20 protein-coding genes and 1 pseudogene are annotated in these 20,889 nt (G+C 67.7%); 9 read left to right on the top strand and 12 right to left on the bottom strand.

The window, feature by feature from the left end; genetic code table 11:
* Nucleotide 1 precedes the first annotated feature (1 nt).
* Together ACQHI0_RS16685 and ACQHI0_RS16680 are read left to right on the top strand one after the other, a co-directional pair.
* Nucleotides 2–820, top strand: coding sequence for a shikimate dehydrogenase (locus ACQHI0_RS16685; RefSeq protein WP_427908844.1), 819 nt, complete (start codon nucleotides 2–4; stop codon nucleotides 818–820).
* Between the two features lie 86 nt (nucleotides 821–906).
* Nucleotides 907–1,353, top strand: coding sequence for a B-4DMT family transporter (locus ACQHI0_RS16680; RefSeq protein ID WP_427908843.1), 447 nt, complete (start codon nucleotides 907–909; stop codon nucleotides 1,351–1,353).
* Between the two features lie 111 nt (nucleotides 1,354–1,464).
* On the opposite strand, the gene aroB is transcribed toward ACQHI0_RS16680, so the two are convergent.
* The 4 genes and pseudogenes from aroB to ACQHI0_RS16660 all read right to left on the bottom strand — a co-directional run bounded on the left by aroB (nucleotide 1,465) and on the right by ACQHI0_RS16660 (nucleotide 6,141).
* Nucleotides 1,465–2,583 carry a 3-dehydroquinate synthase gene (aroB, locus tag ACQHI0_RS16675; protein WP_427908842.1) on the bottom strand — a complete coding sequence of 373 codons (1,119 nt, stop codon included), beginning with the start codon at nucleotides 2,581–2,583 and terminating at the stop codon, nucleotides 1,465–1,467.
* Nucleotides 2,584–3,554: 971 nt separating this feature from the next.
* Nucleotides 3,555–4,049 (bottom strand): annotated as a pseudogene (locus tag ACQHI0_RS16670) (shikimate kinase); the annotation flags it as partial.
* A 227-nt stretch (nucleotides 4,050–4,276) separates the two neighbouring features.
* Nucleotides 4,277–5,485 (bottom strand): chorismate synthase, encoded by a 1,209-nt coding sequence (gene aroC, locus ACQHI0_RS16665; RefSeq protein ID WP_427908841.1) that lies wholly within the window; start codon nucleotides 5,483–5,485, stop codon nucleotides 4,277–4,279.
* A gap of 182 nt (nucleotides 5,486–5,667) precedes the next feature.
* Nucleotides 5,668–6,141, bottom strand: coding sequence for a prepilin peptidase (locus tag ACQHI0_RS16660; RefSeq protein WP_427908840.1), 474 nt, complete (start codon nucleotides 6,139–6,141; stop codon nucleotides 5,668–5,670).
* 160 nt (nucleotides 6,142–6,301) lie between these two features.
* On the opposite strand from ACQHI0_RS16660, the gene ACQHI0_RS16655 reads away from it, so the two are divergent.
* The 5 genes from ACQHI0_RS16655 (at nucleotide 6,302) to ACQHI0_RS16635 (ending at nucleotide 9,984) form a co-directional block, all read left to right on the top strand.
* Complete coding sequence (locus ACQHI0_RS16655) at nucleotides 6,302–7,423, top strand: M24 family metallopeptidase (RefSeq protein WP_427908839.1); 1,122 nt, start codon at nucleotides 6,302–6,304, stop codon at nucleotides 7,421–7,423.
* A 64-nt stretch (nucleotides 7,424–7,487) separates the two neighbouring features.
* Nucleotides 7,488–8,051, top strand: a complete 564-nt coding sequence (gene efp, locus ACQHI0_RS16650) for an elongation factor P (protein WP_427908838.1) — start codon at nucleotides 7,488–7,490, stop codon at nucleotides 8,049–8,051.
* 2 nt (nucleotides 8,052–8,053) lie between these two features.
* Complete coding sequence (gene nusB / locus ACQHI0_RS16645; RefSeq protein ID WP_378945470.1) at nucleotides 8,054–8,572, top strand: transcription antitermination factor NusB; 519 nt, start codon at nucleotides 8,054–8,056, stop codon at nucleotides 8,570–8,572.
* 3 nt (nucleotides 8,573–8,575) lie between these two features.
* On the top strand, nucleotides 8,576–8,842 hold the full coding sequence (locus tag ACQHI0_RS16640) for a YciI family protein (protein WP_427908837.1): 267 nt from the start codon (nucleotides 8,576–8,578) through the stop codon (nucleotides 8,840–8,842).
* Nucleotides 8,843–9,024: 182 nt separating this feature from the next.
* Complete coding sequence (locus ACQHI0_RS16635) at nucleotides 9,025–9,984, top strand: hypothetical protein (protein WP_427908836.1); 960 nt, start codon at nucleotides 9,025–9,027, stop codon at nucleotides 9,982–9,984.
* Between the two features lie 153 nt (nucleotides 9,985–10,137).
* Here ACQHI0_RS16635 and ACQHI0_RS16630 read toward each other — a convergent pair whose 3' ends face one another.
* The 5 genes from ACQHI0_RS16630 to ACQHI0_RS16610 all read right to left on the bottom strand — a co-directional run bounded on the left by ACQHI0_RS16630 (nucleotide 10,138) and on the right by ACQHI0_RS16610 (nucleotide 17,072).
* Nucleotides 10,138–12,606 (bottom strand): NERD domain-containing protein, encoded by a 2,469-nt coding sequence (locus ACQHI0_RS16630; protein ID WP_427908835.1) that lies wholly within the window; start codon nucleotides 12,604–12,606, stop codon nucleotides 10,138–10,140.
* Nucleotides 12,607–12,932: 326 nt separating this feature from the next.
* Complete coding sequence (locus tag ACQHI0_RS16625) at nucleotides 12,933–13,556, bottom strand: alpha-ketoglutarate-dependent dioxygenase AlkB (protein WP_427908834.1); 624 nt, start codon at nucleotides 13,554–13,556, stop codon at nucleotides 12,933–12,935.
* A 1,028-nt stretch (nucleotides 13,557–14,584) separates the two neighbouring features.
* A complete protein-coding gene (locus ACQHI0_RS16620) occupies nucleotides 14,585–14,863 on the bottom strand; it encodes a hypothetical protein (RefSeq protein ID WP_427908833.1) in 279 nt (92 codons plus the stop codon).
* A gap of 96 nt (nucleotides 14,864–14,959) precedes the next feature.
* The gene (locus ACQHI0_RS16615) at nucleotides 14,960–15,763 is read right to left on the bottom strand and encodes a class I SAM-dependent methyltransferase (protein WP_427908832.1); all 804 of its coding nucleotides are present in this window, start codon (nucleotides 15,761–15,763) and stop codon (nucleotides 14,960–14,962) included.
* Between the two features lie 400 nt (nucleotides 15,764–16,163).
* The gene (locus tag ACQHI0_RS16610) at nucleotides 16,164–17,072 is read right to left on the bottom strand and encodes an NAD(P)-dependent oxidoreductase (protein WP_427908831.1); all 909 of its coding nucleotides are present in this window, start codon (nucleotides 17,070–17,072) and stop codon (nucleotides 16,164–16,166) included.
* Between the two features lie 64 nt (nucleotides 17,073–17,136).
* On the opposite strand from ACQHI0_RS16610, the gene ACQHI0_RS16605 reads away from it, so the two are divergent.
* Nucleotides 17,137–17,541: a MerR family transcriptional regulator gene (locus ACQHI0_RS16605; protein WP_427908830.1), complete on the top strand. Its 405-nt coding sequence runs from the start codon at nucleotides 17,137–17,139 to the stop codon at nucleotides 17,539–17,541.
* 169 nt (nucleotides 17,542–17,710) lie between these two features.
* On the opposite strand, the gene ACQHI0_RS16600 is transcribed toward ACQHI0_RS16605, so the two are convergent.
* The 3 genes from ACQHI0_RS16600 to ACQHI0_RS16590 all read right to left on the bottom strand — a co-directional run bounded on the left by ACQHI0_RS16600 (nucleotide 17,711) and on the right by ACQHI0_RS16590 (nucleotide 20,204).
* On the bottom strand, nucleotides 17,711–18,442 hold the full coding sequence (locus ACQHI0_RS16600; protein WP_427908829.1) for a dienelactone hydrolase family protein: 732 nt from the start codon (nucleotides 18,440–18,442) through the stop codon (nucleotides 17,711–17,713).
* 228 nt (nucleotides 18,443–18,670) lie between these two features.
* The gene (locus ACQHI0_RS16595; protein WP_427908828.1) at nucleotides 18,671–19,135 is read right to left on the bottom strand and encodes a YybH family protein; all 465 of its coding nucleotides are present in this window, start codon (nucleotides 19,133–19,135) and stop codon (nucleotides 18,671–18,673) included.
* Nucleotides 19,136–19,238: 103 nt separating this feature from the next.
* Nucleotides 19,239–20,204 (bottom strand): quinone oxidoreductase family protein, encoded by a 966-nt coding sequence (locus tag ACQHI0_RS16590; protein ID WP_427908827.1) that lies wholly within the window; start codon nucleotides 20,202–20,204, stop codon nucleotides 19,239–19,241.
* A gap of 99 nt (nucleotides 20,205–20,303) precedes the next feature.
* Between ACQHI0_RS16590 and ACQHI0_RS16585 the strand changes: the two genes are divergently transcribed.
* Nucleotides 20,304–20,879 carry a TetR/AcrR family transcriptional regulator gene (locus tag ACQHI0_RS16585; RefSeq protein ID WP_427908826.1) on the top strand — a complete coding sequence of 192 codons (576 nt, stop codon included), beginning with the start codon at nucleotides 20,304–20,306 and terminating at the stop codon, nucleotides 20,877–20,879.
* Nucleotides 20,880–20,889 lie beyond the last annotated feature (10 nt).

Genomic DNA, 20,889 nt, shown 5'->3' with positions numbered 1-20,889 from the left:
GATGAGCCGCAAGGCCGCGGTGCTCGGTCTGCCGATCGCGCATTCGCGCTCACCCCAGCTGCACCTGGCCGCCTACCGGGCGCTCGGTTTGCCCTGGAGCTACGAACGCATCGAGTGCTCGGCGGAGCAGCTGCCCGGTGTGGTCGCCGGGCTCGGGCCGGAGTGGGTCGGGTTGTCGGTGACGATGCCGGGCAAGGAAGCGGCGCTGGCGGTGGCCGTCGAGCGCACCGAACGCGCCGTGCTGGTCGGCTCGGCCAACACGCTCGTGCGCGCCGATGGCGGCTGGTCGGCGGACTGCACCGATGTCGACGGCGTGCTCGGTGCGCTGCGCGGTGGTGGTGTCTCCGCTCTCGACGAGGCTGTCGTGCTCGGGGCCGGTGGCACGGCCAGGCCCGCGTTGCTGGCGCTGTCGGAACTCGGCGCGAAGACCGTCACGGTGATCGCCCGTGATGCCGGACGGGCACGGAGCGCGCTGGAACTGGCCGATCGACTCGGGATGCGAGCGAGGGTCGTTCCGCTCGACGAGGAGCAGGTGCGCGCGGTGTGCGCGTCGGCCGGTGCGGTGGTCAGTACGGTGCCTGCGGAGGCCGCCGCGATGATCGCATCGGCGGTGGCCGCCGCCCCGGTCGTGCTCGACGCCATCTACAACCCGTGGCCGACTCCACTGGCGACCGCGGTCGAGGCGGCCGGGCACACGGTGGTCAGCGGGCTGCAGATGTTGCTGAATCAGGCATTCGGGCAGGTCGAGCTGTTCACCGGACAGCCAGCACCGCGTGCGACGATGGCGGCCGCACTGGCGGAGTCCGCCCCGCGGCAGTAGCCGACGGCTTCGCCGCACGATCATGATCTCCGACTGATCCGCAGAATTGATACCGGTTCTAGTTTTAGCCCGCTAAGGTGTTGTCCATGACCGCTTGGGTGTTACGAGCCACCGTCCTCGGCGCGCTGGTCGTCGCCTGCCGCGTCCTCCTCGATGGCTTCGCCATGGTCTCTTGGCCCACCTATGGGACCTTCTGGCGGGCGGCGTGCCTGCTCGTGATCATCGCGGCGGCCGTCACCTGGGGCGTGCGCGACGGCCGGACGGGCGACGACGGCCTCATCGTCCGCTGGTTGGCCGCGGGGCTCGGTGCAGGCCTGGCCAGCTCGGCGGTGTGCTGGGCCCTCGATCAGATCCCCGGCATCGAACTCGGCGACGCGGGCATCCTCTACGAATTGACGTCGGCGGCATCGTTCATCATGCTGCTGGTCTTCCTGCCCGCGATGGTCGGTGTCGCTTTCGGTCACTCCCGGGCTCGGCGGTCGAGTGAAACCGCCGCTCCTGCAACGGAACAACAGTTCGCCACCGCGAACTGAGCGGAATCTCGCTCTCCGGCAACCGAATCAGACCCGGCAACGAGATGTGTGACCGAATCCGTACGCTCCCGGTCGGGTGCTGAGGGAGCGTACGGACAGCCAGCGCGGACCTCAGAGCAAGATCGGGGTGCTGCCAGGGGTGGCTTCGCGGGCGATGGCCGAGTAGGCCGCGGCCAGGAGCGACGGGTCGGGGCCCTCGAGACGGCCGGGCTTGGCCAGACCGTCCAGGATCACGAAGCGCAGGACGCCGGAGCGGGTCTTCTTGTCGGTCTGCATCGCGTCCAGCAGATGGGGGAGGGCGTCGCCGTCGTAGGTGACGGGCAGGCCGACGCTTTCCAGGATGGTGCGGTGCCGGTCGGCGGTCGCGTCGTCGAGGCGACCGGCCAGGCGGCCGAGTTCGGCGGCGAAGACCAGGCCGACGGAGACCGCGGCGCCGTGACGCCAGCGGTAACGCTCGCGCCGCTCCACGGCGTGGCCGAGGGTGTGGCCGTAGTTCAGGATCTCGCGCAGGCTTGATTCCTTGAGGTCGGCGGCGACCACGTCGGCCTTGACCTGGATCGCGCGGCGGATCAATTCGGGCAGCACCTCGCCGGTGGGGTCGAGGGCGGCCTCGGGATCGGCTTCGATGAGGTCGAGGATCACCGGGTCGGCGATGAAACCGGCCTTGATGATCTCGGCCATGCCCGCCACGATCTCGTTGCGCGGCACCGTTTCCAGGGTCGCGAGGTCGACCAGCACGGCGCTGGGCTCATGGAAGCTGCCGACGAGGTTCTTGCCCGCCTCGGTGTTGATACCGGTCTTGCCGCCGACCGCCGCGTCGACCATCGCCAGCAGCGTGGTCGGCACGTGCACGATGCGCACTCCGCGCATCCAGGTGGCCGCGACGAAGCCGGCCAGGTCGGTAGCGGCGCCACCGCCCAGACTCACGATGGCGTCGTTGCGAGTCAGGCCGATCCGGCCGAGCACCTCCCAGCAGAACCCGGCCACGGCCAGCTCCTTGCCGTCTTCGGCGTCGGGGATCTCGATGCGATGCGCGTCGATCCCGGTGTCGGCCAGTGCTTTACGCACCGCCTCGGCGGTTTCGGCCAGTGGCGGCTGATGGAAGATCGCCACGGTTCGCACGGCATTGCCGGCGTTGACCGCTTCGACGAGATCGCCGAGCAGTCCGCGGCCGATGATCACCGGGTACGGGTCGGCGGTGCGGACCTGGATGATGTTCGGCTCTGTCACGTGCGCTGCTCCGATTCTTTCTGGTCGTTGTTGTTGCGTCGTCCGTTGCGTCGCCGCGGCTGACTGCGTCGCCTGCGTTCGTTGGTACTCGTCGCACGGTCCGCGTCACCGGACGGTCCGGCCCGCTGAACCTTTTGCGGCGCCCCGGCCCGGCCTTCCGGCGAAGGGGTCGCCGCCGAACCCGAAGATTCGGCGGACTCGCCACCACGATGACCCGCCCGTCCCGGGGCGCCTGCCTCGCGGCTGGCCGACCGTCTACCTCGGCCGGTAGTGCGGTTGCTCGCCTGGCCTTTCGTGACAGCGCCGCGCCCGCCTGCTCGACCACTGGGAGCGCCGCGGCTGCTCGCCCGCCCCCCGGTACCGGCAGCACGGTCGCCTGGCTGGTCGGTGTCGGCTTGGGGAGTGCTCGGCTGGCTGGTGCCGGCGTTGCGAGTGCTCGGCTGGCTGGTGCCGGTATTGCGGTCGCCCGGCTCGTGCGGACCGGCGTTGCGGTTACCCGGCTGCGTTTCGGCGTTGCCTGTTCGTGCGTCCGCGCGGCTCGCCGGGTTCTCGGACACGGAGCCGCCCGTGTCACGCGTGGTGACGCTGGTCGCCGAACGGATGCGCGCGCCACCTCGGCGCGACCGACCGCGCCGGGACCGTCGACTGCCGGTCGTGCGCGACTCACCCTGCGCTGCACCAGCTGTGCGGGCGGCGCCGGTGGTGTCGTCGACTGTCGCGCCATCGGCCGCGGAGTGTGGTGCCGCCGAACGGTTCCGGTCGTCAGTGCCTGCGCGACGTTCGGTCGCCACCACACCCGCCTGCTCGACTCCGCCTCGGCGCGCGGCGGCGGCGCGCGCCCTGGCACGCCGCCGGTTCTTGGACCGATTGCTGCCCGTTCCCGGCCTGCCGGCGACCGAACTCGAAGCGGGAGAGATGTTTCCGGCGTTGGCGCGGGTGGGTGGGAGATCGGTGCGCACCGATTCCAGACCGAGTTTGGCCAGGATCATCCGCACCACCCGACCCGGACTTCGCCCGTCGGTCCGCACGCGCACCGAGGCGATCTCACGGTAGAGCGGGCGGCGCTCGCGCATCAGATCCCGGTACTTGGCCGCGGGGTCGACACCGTTGAGCAGCGGGCGGGTACTGCTCGCGCCCGTACGCCGAACCCCTTCGGACACACTGATTTCCAGGTAGACGACCGTCGCGCCACGCAGCAGATCCCGGGTCCGTGCGGACAGCACCGACCCACCGCCGAGGGAGACCACGCCGTCGTGGGAGAGCACAGCGCGGCGCACCACGTCTTCTTCGATCCGGCGGAACTCGGCCTCGCCGTCGGTGGCGAAGATGTCGGGAATGGTCCGCCCGGTATCTGCCTCGATCCCGGCGTCGGTGTCGTAGAGCGCGACCCCGAGTTCCCTCGCCAGCTTGCGCCCGATCGTCGACTTCCCGGACCCCGGCAGCCCGACCAGCACCACCCGCGCCACCGGTGTGGTCCGGGCGTCCGCGTCGGTGCCGCTGGCTTCGGAGCCGGCCGTCAGCGGATCTTCGGCCTCGACGGTTGCCCGAGCGTCAGGTTCTGCGGTTGTCCGAGCTCGGGCGTTCTCGGCGGCCGACGCCTCGGGCTCCACGGTCGTCGCGGTGACCGGCTCGGCGCTCGCCGGTGAGGGGCCCGCGTCGCTCTCCGGCGCGGTCCCCTCCTGCCCCTGCTCGGTCACGGGGTACGGCTGTCCGCGGGCACGTGTGGGCGGCTGCCGATCCGCTTGACGTAACTGGTGATGTTGTCGACGGTCTCGGCCAGCGAGTCGCCGCCGAACTTCTCCAGCGCGGCCTGCGCCAGCACCAATGCCACCATCGACTCCGCGACCACAGCCGCGGCGGGCACGGCGCACACATCGGAGCGCTGGTGGATGGCGACGGCTTCCTCGCCGGTGGACATGTCGACCGTCGACAGCGCGCGCGGCACGGTCGAGATCGGCTTCATCGCGGCGCGCACCCGCAGTGCTTCGCCATTGGTCATGCCGCCTTCGAGGCCACCCGCGCGGTTGGTGGAACGCAGCACACCGTCGGGGCCGGGGCGCATCTCGTCGTGGGCCTGGCTGCCGCGCCTGCGCGCGGTCTCGAACCCGTCGCCCACCTCGACACCCTTGATCGCCTGGATGCCCATGAGGGCGGCGGCCAGGCGCGAATCGAGCCGCTGCTCCCCGCTGACGAACGAACCGAGCCCGATGGGCAGGCCGTCCACGATCACCTCGACGACACCGCCAAGGGTGTCACCGTCCTTCTTCGCCGCCTCGATCTCGGCGATCATGGCCGCCTCGGCCTCGGCGTCGAACGCCCGCACCGGGCTGGCATCGATCGCGTCGAGATCGGTCGGGCCCGGCGTGACACCGGTGGTGTTGGCCGCGGTGCCGATGGACACCACGTGCGAGATCACCTCGACGCCGAAGGCCTGGCGCAGGAAGTTGCGCGCGAACGTGCCTGCGGCGACCCTGGCCGCGGTCTCGCGGGCGCTGGCCCGCTCGAGCACCGGGCGGGCGTCGTCGAAGCCGTACTTGAGCATCCCGGAGTAATCGGCGTGCCCGGGGCGCGGACGGGTCAACGGCGCATTGCGCGCCATCCCGGCGAGCTCGGTCTCGTCGATCGGATCGGCCGACATCACTTCGGTCCACTTGGGCCACTCGGAGTTGGCGATCTCGATCGCGACCGGACCACCCATGGTGCGGCCGTGGCGCACGCCACCGACCAGGGTGACCTTGTCGGCCTCGAACTTCATCCGGGCGCCGCGCCCGTAACCGAGCCGGCGGCGGGCGAGCTGTGCGGAGACATCGTCCGATGTCACCTCGACTCCGGCGACCATCCCTTCCAGGAGGGCGACGAGAGCGGGACCATGGGATTCTCCGGCAGTTATCCAGCGCAACACGCCGACCATCTTCCCATGTCGACACGTGTAGCCGGGAATGCGGGCCGACGTGACGAGCGGCACGTCGGCCCCGCGCCTGGCCGGGCGGTGGCGGTCGCCGCCCTGATCCGGCCGAACCGACCTCCCATGGGCCGCCGACGTAACCGCGTCCCCGGGAGCATCCCGGCGCGTCGCACCGGTGGTCATGCCAGCGCCATCGCGGTCACCGTGGCCAGGCACATCGCCGGACCGTGTGGAACCAGCCGTCGTGCCGGTGCCGCACGCACCTGCCCCGAATCGCGACCCAGCACCGCACGCAGCCGGTCACTGCCGAGCAGCACCGCCGCGACGGCCGCGGTGAGCACCGGTGCGGCGATCGCGGCCCACACCCAGGCCGGTGGCCCGGCGATCGCCGCAGCGGCACCGAGCGCTACCGCGAGCTTCACATCCCCGGCCCCGAGTGCGGCCGGGGAGAGCAGGTGGGTGACCAGATACGGCATCGTCAACAGCGAGGCGCCGATTACCGCGGTCCCCAATTGCCCTGTCGACAGGGCGAACAGGAACACCGCGGCCGCCCCGACGCCGGTCAGCGCGTTGGGAAGCCGACGGGCGTGGATATCGATGACGCCGAGTAGCAAGCACCAGGCGATGAGGCAACAGAACGCGGCAGTGGTCATGGGTTCGATCGTGCTGCGTCGCGACCACCAGAAGTGGGCCTCAGCAGAGAATGTGGACAACTTCCTTGCATGTGAACAAAGCCGTCTCCAGTTGTCCGCCGACACGGAATCAACGGCATCGCGTGCCGACGTGTCGCGTGTTCAGCGGTAGCGTTGACCCATGTGTGCTGAATTCACCGCTCCTGATTACGCGGCCCGGCGCGGTGCCCTGCGGAGCTTGCTGGTGGAAAACGGTGTCGACGCGTTGCTGGTGACCGATCTAGTCAACATCCGCTACCTGACCGGCTTCACCGGATCCAATGCCGTTGTGCTGGTGCACTCGTGGGATATGCGCGGTGCCGAGGACCGCACCGTCATCGGCACCGACGGCCGCTACTCCGCGCAGGTCGCCCGACAGGTCCCTGATCTGCAGGCCGAGATCTGCCGGGCCACCGCGCGCCGGATCCTCGAGCTGACCGGGGAATGGCAGCTGGGCCGTGTCGGCTTCGAGAGTCATGTGGTCACCGTCGATCAGCACACCTCGTTCCAGGAACTGCGCACCGGCCTGCAGCTCGCCCCCACCTCGGGCTTGGTCGAACAGCTGCGCATGGTGAAGGACCCCTACGAGGTCGACCAGCTCAGCGCCGCGTGTACGGCAGCGGACAAGGCCCTGGCCACCTTGCTCGAACGCGGCCTGGTGCGTCCGGGACGCACCGAGAAGCAGGTGGCCCGCGACCTCGAGTGGGCGATGTTCGAGCACGGAGCCGACGAGATCTCCTTCGAGACGATCGTCGCCGCGGGCGTCAATTCGGCCATCCCGCACCACCGCCCGACCGACGCCGTCCTTGCCGTCGGCGACTTCGTGAAGTTCGATTTCGGGGCGACCGTCAGCGGCTACCACTCCGACATGACCCGCACGCTGGTCCTCGGTCCCCCCGCCGACTGGCAGCGCGAGATCTACGAACTGGTCGCCCGCTCGCAACGCGCGGGCACCGAGGCGCTCAAACCCGGTGCGCAGACCAGCGAGGTCGACGCCGCGGCCCGGATGATCATCGAAGACGCGGGGTACGGCCCACAGTTCGTGCACGGTCTCGGACACGGGGTCGGGCTGCAGATCCATGAAGCACCCGGAGTGGCGAAAACGAGTACCGGTACACTTCTGGCTGGTGTGGCGGTGACCGTCGAACCTGGTGTATACCTTCCCGGCCGCGGCGGGGTCCGGATCGAGGACACGCTCGTGGTGCGCGAAGCGGGCCCGGAACTGCTCACCCGCACCAGCAAGGACTTGATCGTCGTCGACTGACGTCGGCGCGCAGAACGCAGTAACCCCCAGTACGCAGTAAAACGAACGAGGAGATCCGAGGACAGTGGCGGACACCAGCGACTTCAAGAACGGCCTTGTGCTGAAGATCGACGGTCAGCTCCAGCAGATCATCGAATTCCAGCACGTGAAGCCGGGCAAAGGCCCCGCGTTCGTGCGGACCAAGCTGAAGAACGTCGTGTCCGGCAAGGTCGTCGACAAGACCTTCAACGCGGGCGTCAAGGTCGAGACCGCGACCGTCGACCGTCGCGACATGACCTACCTGTACCACGACGGCAGCGACTACATCTTCATGGACGGCGACACCTACGACCAGATCGCCATCCCGGAGGCGACCATCGGTGACGGTGCGCGCTTCCTGCTGGAGAACATGGGCGTGCAGGTCGCCGTGCACGAGGACGCGCCGCTGTTCGTGGAGCTCCCCGTCACCATCGAGCTGGTCGTGCAGCACACCGATATCGGCCTGCAGGGCGACCGTTCCACCGGCGGCACCAAGCCCGCCACCCTGGAAACCGGCGCCGAGGTGGCCGTCCCGCTGTTCATCAACACCGGTGACAAGCTGAAAATCGACTCGCGCGACGGCAGCTACCTCGGCCGCGTCAACGGCTGATCGTGACCGACTCCCCGGCAGACAAGAAGGGCTCGTTCAAGAAGCTCGGCGCACGCCACAAGGCGCGCCGCCGGGCCGTGGACTTGCTGTTCGAGGCGGAGGCGCGCGATGTCGACGTCTCCGTGCTGCTCTCGGATCGCGCTGAGCTGGCGACCCGCGACCAGAGCGTAGCCCCCGTGCACGCCTACACCACCACCCTCGTCGAGGGCGTCGCCGACGACCTCGACCGGGTCGACGGCACCATCGAGGGTTACCTCCAGGACTGGACCCTGCAGCGGCTGCCCGCCGTCGACCGGGCCATTCTGCGGATCGCGGTGTGGGAACTGTTCCACGCCACCGACGTGCCCCCGGTCGTCGCGGTCGACGAGGCTGTGGAGCTGGCCAAGGAACTGTCCACCGACGACTCCCCGTCGTTCGTGAACGGCGTGCTCGGCCAGGTGGTGCAGGTGGCACCCCAGGTCCGCGCCGCGGCGGCCGCAACGGCCGCGACGAAGGCCGCGCGCGGCGAGACGGAGTCCTGAGGCGTGGCGCGCAAGTACCTCGTGCTGGCCGAGCGCACCCCGAAGTTCGACACCTCGGTGATCGAACCGCACCGCACCTTCCTGCAGGAGCTGCTGGCCGAGGGGCAACTCCAGGAAAGCGGCGGGTTCACCGACGGCACGGGTGGCGCCTACGTCATCCTGGCCGAAAATCTCACCGCCGCAACAACAATTGCCCACGCCGACCCGCTCCACACTACCGGCGCCTCGGATCTGACGATCTACGAATGGGAAATCACCGTCTCAGCGTGAATCCCGTTGTCACAGCCGCACGTTCATCCTGAACGTGCGGCTGTCGTCGTCCGCGGGCCAGGCGGGTCGGCCGTTGGACGCGTGGCAGTTTCACGATCGGGGGTGCGAATCACGGTGGTGTACAGGATGATGCGTAGGAGATAGTCGCGGTCGCCCGCTCGACCGCAGCAGTGGGGGAGAAGATGAGCGACAACCTGACGCTGAGCAGCTGGCACATGACTCGGGCGCAATATCTGTGGGCTGTCCTCGGCTTGTTGGTAGCCGGCGGTTCTCTCATCATGGCACGGGGGAACATCCGCGACGTCTTCACCGCGGAACCGGATTTCGTCCTCGGACTGTCGTTGTCGATCAGTACGATCTTCTTCACCAAGGCGTTCTCCCGGTCGGGGATCGCCTCGGCTGTGCACCATATCCACGAACCGCGCGACCCGAATGTCGCTGCAGCACTTGATGCCGCCGTCGATCAGCGACTGCATGCGATGGGACTACACGAGAACGTCGCGCTGCTCAGCCGGGATATCGCGGTGGCGGGCAGGCGAATCAACGAGTTCTACGATCTGCAGGCCATGGAGCCGCGGTTTCACGCGACCGCGCCGCTGCTCCGCGTCGCGCTCACCGATCTCGACGACGCGCTGGCGGTTGTGAGCCGGGTGGCCGAGCGTATCGGCACGACCGAGGTCAATCACGTCTACCACATTCCGGATGCGGTCAGATCGCACCTCAACGATGCCCTGCGCGATGTGCGAGAAGCCTCGGCACGCCGTCACGAATCCTATGAGTCGCTGCGCGCTCAGATCGCCGGCGCGGCAGTGGACGATCTCTGGGGTGTTTTCGCGGTGCTCACCTCCGACACCCTCAAGGCGCAACGCGATCTGGAATCATTGGCGAGCCGGTCGATTCAGACGGTGCCCGCCGATCGGATCGGCGTCTTGCAGGGTTATCTGGCGGCCTCGTTGCTGCGTCTGGAAACCGTGACCGAATTGATCCGTGAGCGGGGCCTCGTGGAGCCGCACACCTTGCAGATCGTTGGCCAGGACCTCCTGCGAGCTCAGGTGAAACTCGCTCGCGCACAACAACTCGGAACCGGTGGGGAGCCGACCGGTGGCAGACCGACCGCGGAACAGGGCGTCCCGACGCCGTAGTCGCCGGGACCCTCGTCGGCACTTGATGGTCCCGACGGCCTCCGCCGGTGGGTGTACGAGGAAACCGGCGGAGGCGCGACCGGCGCTGGGTGGGCGCGGTGTCGGGTGTGCGCTGGGCACGAAGTGATCTTGCTACCTCGAGTGGGCTTCAGGTCAAGGGGTGGCGCGGTCGGCGTGGACCAGCGGGGCGAGGAAGCCGGTGAGCTGGGCGGTCGAGGGTTGGCCGAGGCGGCGGCCCAGGTAGTCGGGGGCGTCGGCCGCGGCTCGGCACCGGTCCGGGTCGGTGTTGGACGGGTCGGCGGAATAGCGCTCGCCGAGCATGGTCGCCTTGGCGACCTCGCGACCGGTATGGAGTTCGTAGACGGCGATCTCGTAGGTGGCGCGGAACAGGTTGACGGTGCGTCCTATCGGTGCGCCGGGGGAGGGGCCGTACTGGCAGGTCTGGACGAGGTCGCGCAGTTCCAGCTGTTTCATGCAGGCGATGAGCTGCACGGTCGACGGATCGCGCGGATTCCATGCGGTCGGGTCGTCCGGGTCGACCATGGCCGTGAGTTCGCCGGACAGGTAGATCGGGCGTGCGCCGTCTCGCTGATAAGGGGCGGCATTCGGGAACGCCTTCTTGTCCTCGCCGCACATCCGGTCGTAGTCCGACATCTCGAATCGGCTCGCCTGCACCGCGGTGATCGCGAAGAACCCGGCCCCGAACAGTGCGATGAACAGCAGCAAAGCGACGCCGGGCCCCACCCGCAGCCCGCGCCGCGGCGTAGTCCGCTCCCGAACGGGACGGTTGTGCCATCGCTCGATCAGCGATGGGCCGTTTCCCCGCCGCCGTGCCCGCCACCTTTCCGGCAGCGTCAGCCGACGCGACGTCCGGTCACGCTCGACCCAATCGGACCAGTGCTCCGGGTTCTCCCGGGGCTCTTCGGGTTCCGGCGAACGGTACGAGGGTGCCACGGCGGGGCTGCTGCTCGTTGTCGATGGGGTACTCCATGATCCGGTCTCGCCGAATCCTGCGGAGGCAGCAGGGCCAGCGGAGGCAGCAGGGCCAGCGGAGGCAGCAGGGCCAGCGGAGGCAGCAGGGCCAGCGGGGGCGGCAGGATCAGCGGGGGCGGCAGGATCAGCGGGGGCGGCAGGACCAGCGGGGGCAGCAGGACCAGCGGGGGCAGCAGGACCAGCGGCGGCGGCAGAACCAGCGGCGGCGGCAGAACCAGCGGGGGCAGCAGGACCAGCGCCTGGAGCGGAACTCGCAGAGGATGCGGAGCCAGTGGAGGAACGGGAACCGGCGGCGGCAGCCGCACCGAGTGCCGCAACGGCACCAAGAGCCGCGGCGGTACCGATCGCGGCACCTGCGCCAGCATTCGGACCCACACCCGCAGCAGCAGGAGTACCGGCGGCGGAGTCGTCCTCCATGACGGTGTCGTGGCGGGGCTCCGAACTGCCGACACCCGTCGAAGGTTCGTCATCGGCCGACGGATCACCCGCCGCGCCTGATTCGATTCCCGGCAGCGACTTACTCAGCGAGACAGCTTTTCCGGAAGCGTCATCCGTCGCCGCAGTCTCGGAAGGCTCGTCGTGCGGCGCGGTAACGCTCGTGAGAGGTTCAGGGGAAGGATCGCGCGGTGGGACTTCTTCGGCGACAGCAGTTTCCGGGAGGTCGGGATCGGGTGCGGACTCGCCGAGTGGTTCGACCTCGGCGGCCGATTCCGCGGGGATGTCCGGATCGCCGACCGGGACCTCGGTGAATTCTTCACTCGCAGTGTGTGATTCCACACCCTCTTCGGTGGGGATCGGTGTCGCGGGCTCTTCGGGGCGAGCCGGCGGGCGGGATCGATGGGCGAGCCGATCGATCGCGGCGAGGAAGGCGGGCGTAGCGGCCTGGGCGGCCGAGGGCGAACCGGTCGGTTCCGCGGGCGAAGCGGAATCCGCTGTCCCCGCGGACGTACCGAGCTCGACTGTGGTCGGGGCAGCGGGGCGCGAGGTGGTTGCCGGGTCGAGTGTGGCCGGAAAGCCCTGTGCCAGCAGCTCATCGGGTGCCGGCAGCAGATGGCCCAGGTTCAGTGCGGCGAACACCCGGGTGACATCATCGATGCTGAGCCGGACGGTGCGTCCGCTCTCCGCTTGGAAATAGTCGTGCAGGGCACTGGCGTCGTCGCGATCGACCAGCACCGCACGGTAGCCGTCGGCGATCCTGGTTTCCTCGATGGTGATCTCGGTGCCGGGCTGGGAGACCAAGGCGATCACCGCGTTCACCCAGCCGAAGATCCCCGTCTGCTGCAGCAAGCTTTTCGCCGCGAACACCTGTCGGCGCACCTGGACGAACGGGTTGGGCACCCGCACGGCGTGATAGAGCGCGGCGGGCTCGCCGTCGATGGTCCACGGCCCGTTCGGCGGAGTGGCGAGCGTGCCCTCCTGGCGGGCGGTGAACCCCTTCACCTCCACGATGGTCACGCTCTGCGGCGTGCACACCAGCGCGTCCACCTCGACCGACCCGCCCCGGCTCTCCGGCACATGACAGCGGAACACGGCCACCCCGCCCGCCCGAAACGCATGGTCACGGAGAGCCGCGCCGACGATCTGTTCTGCGCCTTCGAGTTCGGTCTCGTCCGCGACAACGACGATCACCACGACCCCCTGTGCACCCGACTGCGGACTCCTACCAGGATACGGCCTCCACCAGCCGTATCGAAACCGAATCCTGTTGCTGAGCAACGGCTTCGGCAATGCCGATTACCGATATCACCACGGCGGCCCCGGATTTCGCCCTGCCGCGGCCGCCCGCACCCATTCCACCGGCGGCTTCGTGACCTGACCCGTCAACGTGCTCGACGCCCCCATATTCGGCAGAAGTGAACTCCCCATCCCCGGATCCTACGACCAGTCACCGACAATCCGCCATGTCGGCGAGATCCGTAAATATTGACCAACGCCGATCTGGGCCGGGTCGGTTCTCATCGAACTCCCCGCGGACGGAACTGGATACTGATGCGTGGTCCGACAGGGCGCGCGGTCTTGGGAACCGCGTGTTCCCACGACCGCTGACACGCCCCGCCCATGACCAGCAGATCCCCGTGCCCCACCGTGAACCGCACACTCGCACCCCCGCCACGCGGCCGCAACAGCAGCGAGCGCGGCGCCCCGACCGAGACGATCGCGACCATGGTGTCGTGGGTGGCGCCGCGGCCGATCGTGTCGCCGTGCCAGGCGACGCTGTCGCGTCCGTCGCGATAGAAACACAGCCCGGCCGTTCGAAACGGTTCACCCAGCTCGGCCGCATAGTGCGCGCTCAACGTCGCCCGGGCCTCCACCAGAATCTGATCCGGCAGCGGATCGTTCTCGCCGAAGAACGACACCAGCCGCGGCACATCGACCACCCGGTCATACATCGGCCTGCGCTCGGCATGCCAGGGCACCCGCTCGGCCAACCGATCGAACAGCTGACTCGCCCCGCTCAGCCAACCGGGTAGCGAATCGACCCAGCTGGTCGCGTCGAGCTGGGTGCGCCGAATCGCCCCGATCGAACCCAGGGCAACCGCGTCACCGTCGAACAGTGAACCTTGCAGGGGCAGCGACATGAGCGCCAGTCTACAACGTGTTCGAATGTATGTTCGATTATCACCCGCTAACCTACGCGGTCAGCGAAAGCTAGCTGCGTGTGGCTGACCACCATATCTGTCACCTGATCACGATTTCTGTCACCACCAATGACGACCGCGTCGCGAAACGTCCTGTTAGGACATCTTCTGCGTGATGATGCCAATCGCAGTTCGAAGACCTCGGGAGCAGTCGTTCTGAGCTCTTTGAAGGACCCGGTCTGTCAACCCAATGCTGCTGGTGGGTTGACGTGTTCGATCATGCGCAAGGAGCTCGGCCAGCAGTTCGGCTGCGTCAGCGGGACACTTCAGTGTGCCCAGGATCTGCGTCGCAGTGGAGAGGAGCGCGCCGCACTCATCAGCTGGAAGCGGAGGCCGCCGGTGCGGAGCGGCGCGATGGGTCTTAGTCTGGCCGTTTCGCTGTGTGGAGATTTCTGGTTGCCGCGCTTCGACAGTTCTGTCGACGGCGGTGGCAATCGCTGCGCTTGGCGCGAACGCCCGCGCGGCGGGCCAGGACGAGCTGAGCAGTTCCGTGACGACGCGGAGATCGACGAAGTACTGCGGCGCAGGAGCTTGGAGCCCGCAGCTGATTGCGGTCGATTGGCGGTCTTCCAGCAGCATGGTCAGGTCGCGTTGGACCGCGAGCAGTCTTCTCAGGGTCGGTGTGTCGACGAGGGGAGCGTCATGGACTTGGTCGAGACGGAGGCCGCAGGCAGGCCGGATTGCTCGTTTGCCCTCTCCGGGCTTGACCGGCGGAAATTACTGCAGGAACCGCCAACTCGGTCCAACGGCAGGAGTGCGACCACAGCAGATCACGGCTCAACGGCACCGCGACATACAACCTCATGTCGTAGGTCATGCGGCGCGAAACGAGCAGATCGGTGACACCTCGCGATGGCAAATCGGTGACAGGTGTCGTGATCAACCCACCGCATCCTCGGACCAAACCGCGTCTAGCGGGGACACCTGTCACCAAGAGCGCGACATGCGGCAAAATAGTGCGTCGGGCCTCAAACGGAGGGCAGGCCCGGAACTTTGGGTCCGATTGCCTTGTGTTCCTTCGTGAGTACCAACGCGCCGTCCGTCATCGCGACCGGCCGCACCGGTCCTTTCCAGCCGCACCAGCCGCCGCATTCAGCGACATCCTGGTTGCTGACGCGATTGTCATCGAACTCCGCCGTGATATGCCACGCACGGGCAGGGTGGCCGCATATGGGGCACTGCCCGAAGTAGTTCAGGATTTCCTGCACCTCAGAATTGACGACGTCTCGCCCTTGACCGACCGTCATGACAACCTCCCGTCCTTAAGACTATTCGGCACGTCAGGGAAGGTCCTACGAAGCGGGCATGGCTCCGGTCTCATCTTGCTGCGGCTCACAGGTCGGTCATACTGGCGCGGTGGCCCACGCACGGACCGTGGGTGGGGCGTACAACCATTGCTGTTCGTCTTCCAGCTCGGCCTGCGCAGCGGCTATCACTTCGGGTGGGATACCAAGAGTGACCAGGGTGTCGTGGGTCTGTACCCAGGTGAGGTTCCACATGCGCGCCATCGGTGAGCCTCCGCGAAACATCGGAATCTCAGCTTCGGCGTGAACATCTACGAGCCCGAGTGCCTCCAACTGCGCGGGCAAGCTCCGAGCCCAGGATTGACTCGCGCCCGCGATTTCGGTCGAGCATGCGAAGGCACGCCATACTTCGCCGAATGCACCTGACATTTCATCGAGTACGCCGAGTCCGTCGCCCTCTTCGAGCATGAGAACGCCGCCCGGTACCAGTGCTCGGACCAACCGCTCCAAAACGATGTCCCGGTCAGCAATGTGCAGCAGGACGAATCGGGTATGGACGAAATCGAATGCGCGCTCGGGGATGTCGCCGGTGACGAGGTCGAGTTGGGCAACTTCGCCACCAAGGCCAGGTAGGTCGGCGAGGTGGCGCGGGTCGGCATCGACCGCAAGCACTCGACCGCCGGGCAGTGCGACACTGCACAGCCATCGTGCAAAAGATCCACCACCGGCCCCGGCCTCCAGGCACCGCGATCCGGCATTCACACCCAGCCGTTGCGCAAGCGCGATACTTCCTGAGTCATAGGCCGCGCCAAGCAGGGCAAGGCGTTCGTCAGCGAAACCCCATTCGTTCGGCAGCGTGTAGTAGGGGTCACCCGGTGAGGAAGTTGGTGAAGACCAGCTCATGGCTAGACGCTAAGCCCGGTGACATGCGCCGAAGGCTGGTTTACCGGGCTTCTCCAGGCTAAGTGATCGAATCCACACTGCCAGCCCAACGTCGAACAACGGACCTCGGAACAATCGCACACCGGCATGAGCGGGCGTTCCAAGGCGGGCAACTCGCCTAGGAGGCACCGAACGTGCGGCCGGTGACAACAGTGATGGAAATCTGGTGACAGATAGCTTGGTCAACGCGCGGCGTCTTACCAGCCCGGGCGTCATGAGTGGTGACAGATACGGCGGTCAGCCACACTGCGGCGAGCCGATTGGAGCGATGCCGAAAACACCTGGTCATCGTTCAACCGGACGTTGGTCCTCGTGTGAGCACCGATGCGACGAAGATGCAGGTGCTTCGATCCGCATACGGTCACGAACGCGGCTTTGCCTTCTTGAACAGCTCGTAGATGGCGAAGTAGTTCTGGCTGCCATGCCCCTCGGCGACGGCGCGTTCGGCGAGCTCCTTCATCAGCCGCGGATGGTCGGAGTGGACGCCCTGTTCTTCGCTGGCGCGGGTGATGTGTTCCAGCGCATTCAGATTCATCGCCAGCGTGCCCAGGTCACCTGGATAGTCGGCGGCGTCCAGATCGGGCGCCTGCTCGGCCAGGGACGCGTAATCGACCACGGTCGGCATGAACCAGCCGAGGGCGAGCTCGGCGAATTTCTGTGCCGAGACGTTCGCGGAATCGAGTAGGGCGGTGGCATGGAGCCAGCCGTTGATGGTCGCGTACATCATCTCGAGCAGGGCGGTGTTGTAGAGCACCGCCAGCCCGATATCGGCACCGAGATAGCGCGGGTCGCCCAAGCCTGCCAACGTCGTTCGGTGCCGATCGAAGACGTCCTGGTCGCCGCTGTACAGAATCACCGCGCCGGGTTCGCCCACCAGCGGTGGTGGAACCATGATGGCGCCCTCGAGATAGTCGATGCCGCGCTCGGCCGACCATGCGAGGGCCGCACGCGCTTCGGCCGGCGTGCCGGAGTTGAGGTTGACCAGGACCTTGCCTTCGAGCTCCGCGGCAGCGCGGTCCAAGACCCGATACATGGTCGCGTAGTCGTTGAGGCACACGATGGTGATCGTGCTCGCGGTCGCCGCCTCGGCCACGGTTCGCGCCTGCTGCGCGCCCTGCGCGACCAGTTCGTCGGCCTTGTCGGGGGTGCGGTTCCAGAGGGTGAGGCGATGCCCCTGCTTCAACAGTGCTCTGCCCAGTGCCAGGCCCATGGGTCCGAGCCCGAGGAGGCTGACGCGGTTGTCCTGCACGGTATTCGAGGAAGGTGTCATGCCGGGTAGATTAAAGTCTCACATCAATGTGAGAGTCAACTCGGAACTGGGTGGTGATCCGCAGATGCGCATCGGAGCGCTTTCGCGCCGGACCGGCGTCAGCATTCGCCTGTTGCGTTATTACGAGGAGCAAGGCCTGTTACAGCCCGTGCGGGAGCCCAGCGGGTATCGCGCGTACCGCGAAGACGACGTCGGGACGGTACGCAACATCCGTACGCTGCTGGCGGCCGGCCTCAGCACCCACACGATCGCCCAGATGCTGCCCTGCATGGTCGACGACGAACGAGGCCTGGCGCCCGGGTGCCAGGAAATGCTTCCCGATCTTCATCGTCAGCAGAAACGGATCGCCGAGGCGGTAGCCGATCTGCTGGCCGCACGTTCTGTCCTGGACAGCATCGTGGCAGCGGCGCTACCGCCTGAGTCCGCCGACGCTGACGCCTGCCGCGTGGTCGAGAACACCGCACCGTGAACGTCGCCTCGACCGGCTGCCGCGAATGTCACTTGATCAGGACATCTGTCTCCTAGGTCGCGCAGGAGGCGGCATGACAGTGCCTCGACTGCGGCCACTGCTATCGAGGAGGGCCGGGACCTGTCCTCGATAGCAGCTCCTTGTCACCAGTTGGCCTGACGGCCCGGCATCACTTCAGGTGGCGCGCGAAGAACCGGTTCGCTTCCGCACCGGCGTGCTGCGGTACGCCGGTGTGCCCGCCCATATTGGCGTGCAGCGTCTTCTCCCCGGAGCCGAAGGCGTCGAACAGGTCAAGGGCCATTTGCCGGTCGTTTCCCTCGTCGTCCCATTGCAGCAGAACGTGCAGCGGAATGGTGACGTGCCGGGCCTCCCCGAGTATGGCGCGGGGCACGAAACTACCGGCGAACAGAACGGCGGCCGCGATGCGCGGCTCGACCGCCGCCAGCCGGGTGCCGATGGAGATCACCCCGCCCGAGTAGCCGACCGGGCCCCCGATCTCGGGCAGCGCGAGCAGGGCGTCCAGGGTGGCCCGCCATTCCGGGACCGCCTTGTCGACTAGCGGGAGGATGAGCCGGTCGACGATCTCGTCGTCGACCGGCCCGCCGGCCGCCAGCGCCCGGCGCAGGTCGGCGAGGGCCTGATCGGCGGCAGCCGAACGGGGCCGATCACCGCTGCCGGGGAGCTCGATGGTGGCCACGGCGTAGCCCTGGGCCACGGAGTGCCGGGCCCGGGCCAGCAGTCGCGGGTACGCCTTGCGTAGCCCGAGGGGAGGGGGACTGGCCAGGATCAGCGGCACCGGTGTGGATGCAGATCCGGGCGTCCACAGGATCCCGGGGATCTCGCCGAGGGTGAATTCGCGTTCGAGGATGTCGTCGAGGCGCTGTTCGGTAATGAATTGCACGGTCGTGCCTTTCGGGAGTGCGCTGAACGGCGCTCCCGGACGACCTATCGCCCGACCGTGACCTCGGAGAAGAGCACCCACGTCGATACTGCGTTCACGGGTACCACCTCCTCGTTCTCTGGCACGGACTCCCGAAAGGTAGCAGTGGTCGCAGTCGTTCGCCACCGATTTTCGGTGGCTCCGACATGGACGCACCCAACCCCGCAGGTGATCACGCGAGCGGTCGAGTCAGTCGCTGACAGCGTCAGTCCCCTGCGATACCGCGCTGCCCGCCACATTCGTATTGTGCACCGAACAGACCCACCAGCTGCCGTCTCGTTCCGTGAAAACCCAGGTGCCGCGGTTGGTTACCGAGAAATCCGGTGTTCGCAGCGTCTGCTCGACAGTGACGATCGCGTGCCCGCCGGCAAGGAGTCGCACTGCCAGAATCTCGTAGTGCGCCTCGGCGTCCGGGATATCCCGCAGCGCGGTCTGGTGGTAGGCGTGCAGCTCGTCCCAGTTCGGAAAGACCGAGCCGGCCGGATTGATGAAAACCACGTCATCGGTGAAGACGCTGTCGAACGCCACGGCATCCTTCGCCGCGAGCGCGGCTTCGAGACGTCCGAACACCTTCGTGATCGCGGCTGGAGCGGCGTCCTGATCCGTGGCGACGACGGCGGCCCTCGGGCGCACGCCGTGTGTATCGGCAGTCATCGCTCCAACATACGACTGCAGGTCGCCGAACCGGCTCGGCGGCGGGCTCAGTCCTGCCACCCGCTCGCGTCGAGAATCATGTCCCAGGTGTCCACCGGGTTCGTCACGGCCGCAGCAGAACGGTGCCGAATGCCATCCGATCCTCCAGCATTCGGTGTGCCCGCGCGGCGTCGGCGAGGGGGAGAATCGAGTCGATCGCGGGTGTCAGCAGGCCCTGCGCCGTCGCCGTCAGTGCTGCCGACTGCTGCCGGGCGACTTCGCCGAGCCAGGCGGTGCCCGCGCAGCCGGTGAGGGTCAGCCCGCGCAGGATCAGGTCGGTGGCGCCCAGTTGCGCCGGTGCGCCCGCGAGCCAGCCGTAGCTGAGGATTCGGCCGCGCAGCGGAGTGATCAGATCGAGAAGTGGTGTCAGTGAATCGCCCCCGATCGAATCGAAGACGACGTCGACCGTGCCGTCCGCGAGAAGGTCGGTCAGTCGGTCTGCCCAGTCGGGTGCGGTGTGATCGAGCACTTCGTGCGCGCCGTTGTCGCGTGCGAGCCGGGCCTTCTGTTCGCCGCCCGCGGTGCCGATGACGCGCACCCCCGCGGCGGCGCAGAGCTGGGTCAGGCAGCTGCCGACGCCAGTAGCTGCCGCTTCGACGAGAACGGTGTCGCCAGCGGCGACGGCCGCGGTCCGCATCAGTGTCAGTGCCACCGACCCCGGCATCTGGATCGCGGCGGCGTGCTCGATGGTCAGCTCGGCCGGGATCACCGTCACCGAATCGGCGTCGGCGGCAACGAGTTCGGCATAGGAGCCGAAACCGCTGGTCGACGCGACCACCCGGGCGCCGAGCAATCCCCGATCGACGCCCGCGCCGATATCGATCACCGTGCCCGCCGCCTGGAATCCGAAGACCTCGGGCAGCGGCGCGGGAGCGGGGAACGTCCCTGCCCGGATCTTGGTCTCCGGGTACAGCACCGGCACCGCCTCGGCTCGGATGACGACCTGCCCGGCGCCCGGCCGAGGTTCGCCGACCTCGCGCGCCACCAGGACGTCGGGTCCGCCGGTCTCTGTCATTACGATTGCCTGCATCAGAACTCCATAAGTTGACTGCTGGTCCAGATATCACGAACGATATGGACCGGCGGTCAACTTGTCAACGGATCGGCGGGTGCCGAGAAAGCGGGTGCGATGACCGACCGACGTCCCACTGAACGCGCCGATGCCGCGCGCAACCGTCGGGCGATCCTCGACGCCACCTCCGCGCTGCTGGCCGAGCACGGCGCGGCCGGGGTGACCATGGATCGGGTGGCGGCGGCGGCAGGCGTCGGGAAGGGCACCATCTTCCATCGGTTCGGCAGTCGTGCCGGGCTGCTCTACGAGCTCGTCGCCGAGGGTGCTGTCGAGCTGATGACGGCGGTCTCGAGCGGCCGACCACCCCTCGGGCCCGGTGCGCCTGCTACCGATCGGCTACTCGCCTTCTTCGACGCCATGACGAGCCTGGTCACCGACGACGTGGAACTGATCGCGGCCTATCAGGCGATGCCGCCACACCCACGCAGCGCTGAATTCCACACGTTCTGGGCAGAGCACATCGGCACGCTCCTGCGTGAGGTCCGTCCCGATATCGACGCCGACACCGTGGGCGCACTATTGCTGTCGACAGTCGGCGGGGAACTGGCACAGCAACTGGCCAGGGCGGGCGAGGTCGACCGTTTGCGCTCGGCGATCGAGGAATTGGTTCGTTCGGTGTTGCGCGCTCCCTGACCATGTTGTC

Origin of the sequence: Nocardia sp. FBN12 (genome assembly GCF_050320175.1) — a bacterium.
GTDB lineage: Bacteria > Actinomycetota > Actinomycetes > Mycobacteriales > Mycobacteriaceae > Nocardia.
This window is presented reverse-complemented; position numbering and strand designations above follow the sequence as displayed.